Here is an 8,021-nt window from a genome sequence, read left to right on the forward strand (position 1 = left end):
TGTGCTGCCGATTTCTTTGGGCCGACCTGCGCCCCTGGCTATGCTAGCTTGCGCCAATCGGTCCGGTGACCGCCAGACCGCACGCTAACGCTTGCTTTCATGGACCCGACATGCCGCTCGATGCCATCCGCCAGCAGATCCGCGCCGATTATTTGCCCGACGAAGACGAGGCGGTGAAGCGTCTCTCCGAGGCGGCCGGGCTTTCGGCCGAGGAGCGCAAGGCGATCTCGGCCCGCGCGGCCGATCTGGTGCGCGCGGTGCGCGGCTCGACCGATCCGAGGCTTATGGAGGTTTTCCTCTCGGCTTACGGCCTGTCGACCAAGGAAGGCGTGGCGCTCATGTGCCTCGCCGAGGCGCTGCTGCGCGTGCCGGATGCCGAGACGATGGACGATCTCATCGCCGACAAGATCGCGCCGCATGACTGGTCGGCGCATTCGGGCAGTTCGAGCTCCATCTTCGTCAACGCCTCGACCTGGGCGCTGATGCTGACCGGCCGCGTGCTCGACGAAGGCGAGGGCGGCATCGAAGGCACTCTGCGCGCCATGGTGCGCAGGCTCGGCGAACCGGTCATCCGCAAGGCCGTGGCGGCGGCCATGCGCGAGATGGGCGAACAGTTCGTGCTCGGCCGCACCATCGCCGAGGCGGTCAAGCGCGGCCGTCCGATGACGCAGAAAGGCTATCTCTATTCCTTCGACATGCTGGGCGAGGCGGCTCGCACCGAGGCCGATGCATTGCGCTACCACCGCGCCTACGCGGATGCGATTTCCTCGCTCGACGCCGGCTCGAACGGACCCGACATTCGCTACAATCACGGCATTTCGGTCAAGCTTTCGGCACTGCATCCACGCTACGAGGTGGCGCAGAAGGACAAGATGCTGCCGGTGATGGCCGACCGGCTCCTGTCGCTGGCGCTCGCGGCGCGGCATTCGCGCATGGGCCTCAACATCGATGCCGAGGAGGCCGACCGGCTCGATCTGTCGCTCGACGTCATCGAACGCGTGCTGGCCGAGCCGGAACTCGCCGGCTGGGACGGTTTTGGCGTCGTCGTCCAGGCCTATGGCCCGCGCGCGGCCTTCGTCGTCGACTGGCTCCACGCCTTGGCGAAAAAATACGACCGCAAGATCATGGTGCGGCTGGTGAAGGGCGCCTATTGGGACACCGAGATCAAGCGGGCGCAGACGCTCGGTCTTGCCGGCTATCCGGTCTTCACCCGCAAGACCAACACCGACGTCTCGTATCTCGCCTGCGCGCGAAAACTGCTGTCGATGACCGACCGCATCTACCCGCAATTCGCCACCCACAACGCGCATACAGTAGCGGCGATCCTGTCGATGGCGAAGGACCGCGATTCCTTCGAGTTCCAGCGCCTGCACGGCATGGGCGAATCCCTGCACGAGACGGTGCGCAAGGCTGAAGGGACGCGCTGCCGCATCTATGCGCCGGTCGGCGCGCATTCCGACCTACTCGCCTACCTGGTGCGGCGGCTCCTGGAAAACGGCGCCAACTCCTCCTTCGTCCATCAGTTGACCGACGAGGAGGTCGAGCCGGAGGAGATCGCGCGCGACCCGCTTGAGACGGTGGAAAGACAAGGCCCGGCCTCCAATCCGGCAATCGCGCGCCCAGCCGCGATCTTCGGCGCCAACCGGCGCAATTCCAAGGGTTTCGACATCACCGATCCGGTCACGCTTGCAGCCATCGACAAGGCGAGGGCGGAATTTGCCGGGGCGGATCGCTGGCATGCCAAGCCGGTCACGCGCGCCGCCGGCTACGGCAAGCAGCGCCAGATCGTCAATCCGGCCAAGCCCGACGAAGTCGTCGGCACCGTGCATGAGGCGGCGGCCAAGCAGGTGGCCACCGCCGTGCGGATCGCCGTCGAGGCGCAGCCGGGCTGGGCGAAACGTCCGGTTGGCGAGCGCGGCGCGATCCTCAACCGCGCCGCCGACCTCTACGAGGCCAATGCCGCCGAGTTCTTCGCTTTAGCCACCCGCGAGGCCGGCAAGTCGCTGGCCGACGGCGTCGCCGAGGTGCGCGAGGCGGTCGACTTCCTGCGCTACTACACGGCCGAGGCGGCAAATGCCGAAGCGGGCACGCAAGCGCGCGGCGCGATCGTCTGCATCTCGCCGTGGAATTTTCCGCTGGCGATCTTCACCGGCCAGATCGCCGCGGCGCTCGTCACCGGCAATTCGGTGATCGCCAAGCCCGCCGAGCAGACGCCGCTGATCGCCTTCCGCGCCGTCGAGATGCTGCGCGAGGCCGGCGTGCCGGAGGACGTCATCCAGCTTCTGCCGGGCGACGGCCCTTCGGTCGGCGCGCCGCTCGCCGCCGACCCGCGCATTGCCGGCGTCTGCTTCACCGGCTCGACCGAGGTCGCCAAGCTCATCGAGAAGCAACTCGCCGAGACCGCGCCGCCCGACGCCATGCTGATCGCCGAGACGGGCGGGCTGAACGCCATGATCGTCGATTCCACGGCGCTGCCTGAACAGGCGGTGCGCGACATCCTCGCCTCCGCCTTCCAGAGTGCGGGCCAGCGCTGCTCGGCGCTGCGCGTGCTCTATGTCCAGAAGGATGTCGAGAAGAAGATGCTGGAAATGCTGAAGGGCGCGATGGAAGCGCTCAACGTCGGCGATCCCTGGTTGATCTCGACCGATGTCGGCCCGGTCATCGACGACGACGCGCAAAGCTCGATCAGCGACTATTGCACGAAGAAGGGGCTGGAGGGCCGGCTGATCGCCAAGCTGGACGCGCCGAAAAACGGCCGCTTCGTCGCGCCGCACGTGTTCCGCGTCAAAGGCATCGAAGAGATGGAGCGCGAGGTGTTCGGCCCGGTGCTGCATGTCGCGACCTTCGACGCCGACGATATCGATGCGGTGATTGCCGCCATCAACCGCAAGGGTTACGGCCTGACCTTCGGCCTGCACACCCGCATCGAGGGCCGCGTCCAGCACTTTGTCGACGGTATCCATGCCGGCAACATCTATGTCAACCGCAACCAGATCGGCGCCGTGGTCGGTTCGCAGCCTTTCGGCGGCGAAGGGTTGTCGGGCACCGGTCCCAAGGCCGGCGGGCCGCATTATCTGCGCCGCTTCCGCAAGGGACCGGAGGCCGGCACGGAGGTTGGCGGAGGCCACAAGGTGACCGCCACCGAGCTCGCCGACAATCTGCCGGATCCGGCGCTCGGCGGCTGGTCGACACGGCCGGATCGGGTGGCGATCCTGAGAAAACATCTGCGTGGCAAGGGAGCGGCTGCAATCGCTGCAGCGGCGAGCCTCGATTTCGGCCAGGTCGACCTGCCCGGACCGACAGGCGAGGCAAACACGCTGTCGCTGGCGCCGCGTGGGCGCGTGCTCTGCCTCGGGCCGGATGCCGAGACGCTGCTCGCGCAGGCAATCCAGGCTTTGGCGGCTGGCAATGCTGTGCTCGCAGTGGCGCCCGGAGCTCCGGCGGCGCTGTCGGCCTTGACCGGCAAGGGCCTGCCGCTGGCGGCGATAGACGGTCGGCCGGACCCGGTCGAGGCGCGGTCGCTGCGCGTCGATGTCGTCGCCTTCTCCGGCACGCCGGAAGCGGCGCGCATCGTGCGCAAGGTGATTGCCGAGCGCGCCGGGCCGATTGTGCCGCTGGTCAGCGAAGTGCTGAACCCTGCGGCCTACGCGCATGAGCGTGCGGTCTGCGTCGACACGACGGCGGCGGGCGGCAATGCCAGCCTGCTGGCGGCTGCTTAGTCACGCGTGGGAATTGTTGAAGGCCGCTGCGCGTTAGCGGCGGTCAGGCGCCTTCGACGACCGAAAAGCCCTCGAATTGCGGGTGGCCGAGATAGTGCACCTTCGAGGTGCCGGCGTTGCGGTGGGCGGCGCGAAAATTCTCAGACTTCGTCCAGGCAACGAAATCGTCCTGGCTTGCCCAGACAGTGTGCGAGGCGAACAGCGTATAGCCCTCGGTCTCGTTGACCGGACCGCGCAGCAGATGGAACTCCTTGAACCCCTGCATTTCGGATAGGCTGGAGTCGCGGTTCTTCCAAACGTCCTCGAAGGCTTCCTCGGAGCCGTTCTGGACCTTGAAGCGGTTCATGGCGATGTACATTGGCTTCCTTTCGAAATGGATGAAATCTGACGTTTGGGGTGGCGAAGGCTTTAAAAAGGGCCGATCCGCGCTTTGAACACCCAGCTTGATCTTCCGGTCTCGGGTGGAATGGGAGGGAACGGGGCTTGCTTGCGCACCAGAGTCAAAGCGAATTGATCGAGCTCGGCAGACCCTGAACTTTCGGCGAGCTGCAAGTCGCTGATGCTGCCGTCGGCCGAGACGACGAAAACCACCCTGGCATTGTTGCGAGCCTTTGCTTGGATCGATTTCGAAACGCGACGGTTGGCGCGGGCAAGCTTCTTCTGAATTTCACCGCTGTAGCGGGATTCCATGGCATTGCCGGCGGCGGCCTGTTGCTTGCCCTTACTGGCAAGGGCCGGCGCATCCCGCAGATCGCCATCCGCCTTGCCGCGGGATTCAATGGGATTATTTGACCCTGCCGATCCGGCTGGTTCGCTCGATCTCGCACTCTGGACCGGAGGCTGCGCGGGCTCAGCAACGGGCGCTTCGGTGCTTTGCGGTTTGATCGCAGGCGCCGGTTCACTGCCCGTGGGGGCCCTGCGATCATCCCGGCGCGGCGTGTCGGCCGCCAGGATATCTGGGATGAGGGTGGGCTGTTTGACGGCTTCCGGCGGCGGCTTAGGCGTCGCCGGCTCGCTTGCTGGTTGAGGCGCCTCGATTGGCGGAGTGGGCTGGACGGTCCGGCGTTTCACCGGTTGCGGATCCGGCACCAAAGTAACATCCACCGTGCCGGGTGCCTGGTCATCCAAGGCGCTGCCGACGACGTTGGCGCCGGACCGGTCGGTGCCCTCGGCCTGTATCGCGTTGCTAGAATCGAATGTCCCGGCGGGCGCGATCAGAAACGCTGCCGTCGCGGCGCCATGGAGCAGGACCGAGGCGATGATCGCCACCGTCCAATTGCGCTCTCCCGGCGGTTGCCGCGCCTGCACGAGTGGCTCGGCCGGCGTGATCGCCGGCTCACTGCCTGCATCGGAAGGGCGGTTGATGTCCTGCATGTTTCGCGACGAGACCTGCCGCAACCAGTCTGGAATTGTCAAATCAAGATCGCTTGCCGCAAGTGGCGCAAAGCCGACGCCTGCCAAAGGCAAGGCGACGGCGTCGCGCGCAAGGGCCGGCTCGATGCCCATCGTGGTCAGACCCCGAAAGCGATACCGGTCTTGGTCGACGTCTTCAAGGCGCGCATGCAGGCTGCGGCGTCGACACCAGTGCCGGCGCATTCCGTCGCGCTGTTGATCAACACGCGGCTGAGCTTGCCGCAATCGGGGCCGGCAAGGTCGAAGCGCGTGACCTTGGTCTTGCCGGCGGGCAGGTCCTTGAAGTCGAGCACGGTGAGGCGATCGACGACGCCGGCCTCGTTGAACAGCGCTATCTCGAAAGCCGCCTTCGACAGGTCGACGCCGAGCGCGTTGTTGACGACGAAAGTCAGCCGGCAACCCTTGTCGGAACGCTGAGCGGCGTTGAGCTCGAGGCTCAGTTGAGCGGCCGGCGCCGGAGTTCCAGCCCACGCCGGCACCGTCGCAAGCGATATCGCAAACGTCGAGGTCAGTAGACGAAAGGACGTCATCAAGCTCTTCATTCTCGTCAGCCTCCAAAGCGCATGGTTGCCGCCAGCTTCAGCGTGATACCGGGTTCATAGATGACGGCGGTCGAGCTTCCGTTGAGCGGATTGGTGTATTTGACGTCGAAGAGATTGTCGGCTCGGAAGTCGACCTTGAGATTGTCGGTCGCCTGGTAGCTGGCAAAGGCATTGACCAGCGTATAATCCTTGGCGATCGGATTGCCCTTGGGCTTGCCGTTATATTGAACTTCGCCGCCGACCGTCAGCTTGTCTTCGAGGAAGCGGAGGCCAAGCTGCGCCGTCACCTGGGACGAGGGGATGCTGGCAAGGTCGGCCCGTTCGCCTTCATACGAGATGGTGTGGCCGTTGATGATGGAGGCCGAGAGGCCGGCATAGCCCCAGCCAGTGTCGTAGACGCTTTCCAGTTCGAAGCCGTTGATCTTGGCCTTGGCGAAATTCTGGTACTGGAAGCAGATTGGGATGCCCGGGCCGAACGGGCAGCCGCTGGTCGGGTCGAAGGCCGACAGCGTGACGCCGTCGATATAGTCCTCGACATTGTTGTTGAAGTAGGCGGCCTTGAGCCGCAGCGCGTCGCCGGCTTCGAGAATGTCGTTCTGCTTGTAATTGACGCCGAACTCGACGGTCTTGCCGGTTTCAGGCTTGAGATTGGGGTTGGGCAGGAACGGGAAGGTGACGCCGGCCGGGTGATTACCGCTGATAAGCGTCTCCGTCAGCGAGGGCGAGCGGTAGCCTTCCGCATAGGTGCCGTAGAACTGCAGGCCTGCGAGGGCTGCGCTTTCGAAAGGCGAGACGCCGACGGTGATGCGCGGCGACAGCCGGTCGCCTGACGTTTCGTGGTCCGTGTCCTTCAGGCTGTAGCTGTCATAGCGCAGGCCGGCGATGACCTCGAGCCATTCCCAGGTCAGCTTGTCCTGGATGTAGGCGCCGGAGACGTTGCGCTTGCCCGACGGCGTGTAGAAGCTGTCGGCACCGGCCGTGCCGCCCGTCTCGACGTCGTCGCCGACCCAGTCGCCGCCATAGGTCAGCTCATGCGCGATGCCGGCGGTCTCGAAGCGTGACGTGTTCCAGATGTCGATACCAGTCGTCCCGACATCGAACGTCGACAAGGAACCGGCGGGCAGCAGCACGGGCAGACCGGTGCTCGGATCGAACCGGTTCTGCGGGACAAGCGTCGTCAGGTCGAGAACTGTCTTGTTGTAGGAGGCGTTGATGTGGAGGTCGAGCCAGCTCTTGGCGTCGTCGGTGATGTTGTAGCGGGCCGTGAAGGTGTTCGACTTGAGGTCGACATCGTTGGCCGGCACGCCACCGCTCGTCTCCGTCCATCCGTCGCTGGAGCCGACCCAGCCGAGCTTCAATTCGCTGTTCTCGCTCGGACGGATGGGTAGTGTTCTGAGAGTTCTGCAAATTCGCCGAGAGAGGGCGGTCATGGCAGGCTGGTGATGTTCAACGTCACCGATTCCCTGGAAGGAACGCCACCATGACCGAGAGTGAAAGTAAGACAGCCAGCGCCGCCGTCAAAGACATTCTGCTTCATAGCCCGGATGGCTTGCGTGAAGTGATCCGCACGGTGATGCAGGAGGTTCTCGAAGCGGAGATGGACGAGGCGCTGGGCGCTTCGAAGGGCGAGCGCACGCCCGAACGGCTCGGCTACCGCTCGGGTTACTATGGCCGCACCCTTGTGACGCGCGTCGGCAAGCTCGAGCTCCGAGTGCCGCAGGACCGGCAGGGGCGCTTCTCCACCGAACTGTTCGAGCGTTATCAGCGTTCGGAACGCGCCTTGGTGGCGACGCTGGCGGAGATGTATGTGCAAGGGGTGTCGACCCGAAAGGTCAAGGCGATCACGGAGGAGCTGTGCGGCCATGCCTTCTCGGCCTCGTCGATCTCGGCCATCAACAAACGCCTGGACGAGAGCCTGAAGGCGTTTGCCGAACGCCCGCTTCACGAGCCCTTCCCCTACTTCATCCTCGACGCCCGCTACGAGAAGGTGCGCGAGGCCGGCATCGTCATGAGCCAGGCGGTGCTGATCGCGGTCGGCATCGACTGGGACGGAAGACGCCAGATCCTGGCTGTGGAGATGGCCAATCGCGAGAGCCGCTCGGCCTGGAAGGACTTCCTCGTGGCGCTGAAGGCGCGCGGCCTCAAGGGCGTCGAACTGGTCGTGTCCGACGATCATGCCGGCCTGGTCGCGGCGATCGGCGAGGTGATCCCGGAAGCGGCCTGGCAGCGCTGCTACGTGCACTTCCTCAGGAACGCCCTCGATCATCTGCCGAGGAAGCATGCCGATGATTGCCTGCAGGAGTTGCGCTGGCTCTATGACCGGCGCGATCTCGCCGAAGCCAAGGCC

At 65.1% G+C, this 8,021-nt stretch carries 5 protein-coding genes and 1 pseudogene; 2 read left to right on the forward strand and 4 right to left on the reverse strand.

Going from position 1 to position 8,021, the window contains the following annotated elements:
• Nucleotides 1-110 precede the first annotated feature (110 nt).
• Complete coding sequence (gene putA / locus RFM40_RS18970) at nt 111-3,719, forward strand: bifunctional proline dehydrogenase/L-glutamate gamma-semialdehyde dehydrogenase PutA (protein WP_320226974.1); 3,609 nt, start codon at nt 111-113, stop codon at nt 3,717-3,719.
• Nucleotides 3,720-3,762: 43 nt separating this feature from the next.
• Here putA and hmuQ read toward each other — a convergent pair whose 3' ends face one another.
• From hmuQ to RFM40_RS18990, 4 genes and pseudogenes are all read right to left on the reverse strand, one after another.
• Entirely contained in the window at nt 3,763-4,077 is a 315-nt protein-coding gene (gene hmuQ, locus RFM40_RS18975) for a heme-degrading protein HmuQ (protein WP_320278014.1), read from the reverse strand.
• Between the two features lie 50 nt (nt 4,078-4,127).
• A complete protein-coding gene (locus RFM40_RS18980; protein ID WP_320226976.1) occupies nt 4,128-5,225 on the reverse strand; it encodes an energy transducer TonB family protein in 1,098 nt (365 codons plus the stop codon).
• Nucleotides 5,226-5,230: 5 nt separating this feature from the next.
• Nucleotides 5,231-5,674 (reverse strand): hypothetical protein, encoded by a 444-nt coding sequence (locus RFM40_RS18985; protein WP_320226977.1) that lies wholly within the window; start codon nt 5,672-5,674, stop codon nt 5,231-5,233.
• Nucleotides 5,675-5,679: 5 nt separating this feature from the next.
• Nucleotides 5,680-7,056 (reverse strand): annotated as a pseudogene (locus tag RFM40_RS18990) (TonB-dependent receptor domain-containing protein); the annotation flags it as partial.
• A gap of 98 nt (nt 7,057-7,154) precedes the next feature.
• Here RFM40_RS18990 and RFM40_RS18995 point away from each other — a divergent pair.
• On the forward strand, nt 7,155-8,021 hold an 867-nt coding region (locus RFM40_RS18995), incomplete at its 3' end, for an IS256 family transposase (protein WP_320278016.1).

Origin of the sequence: Mesorhizobium captivum (assembly GCF_033977165.1) — a bacterium.
GTDB lineage: Bacteria > Pseudomonadota > Alphaproteobacteria > Rhizobiales > Rhizobiaceae > Mesorhizobium > Mesorhizobium captivum.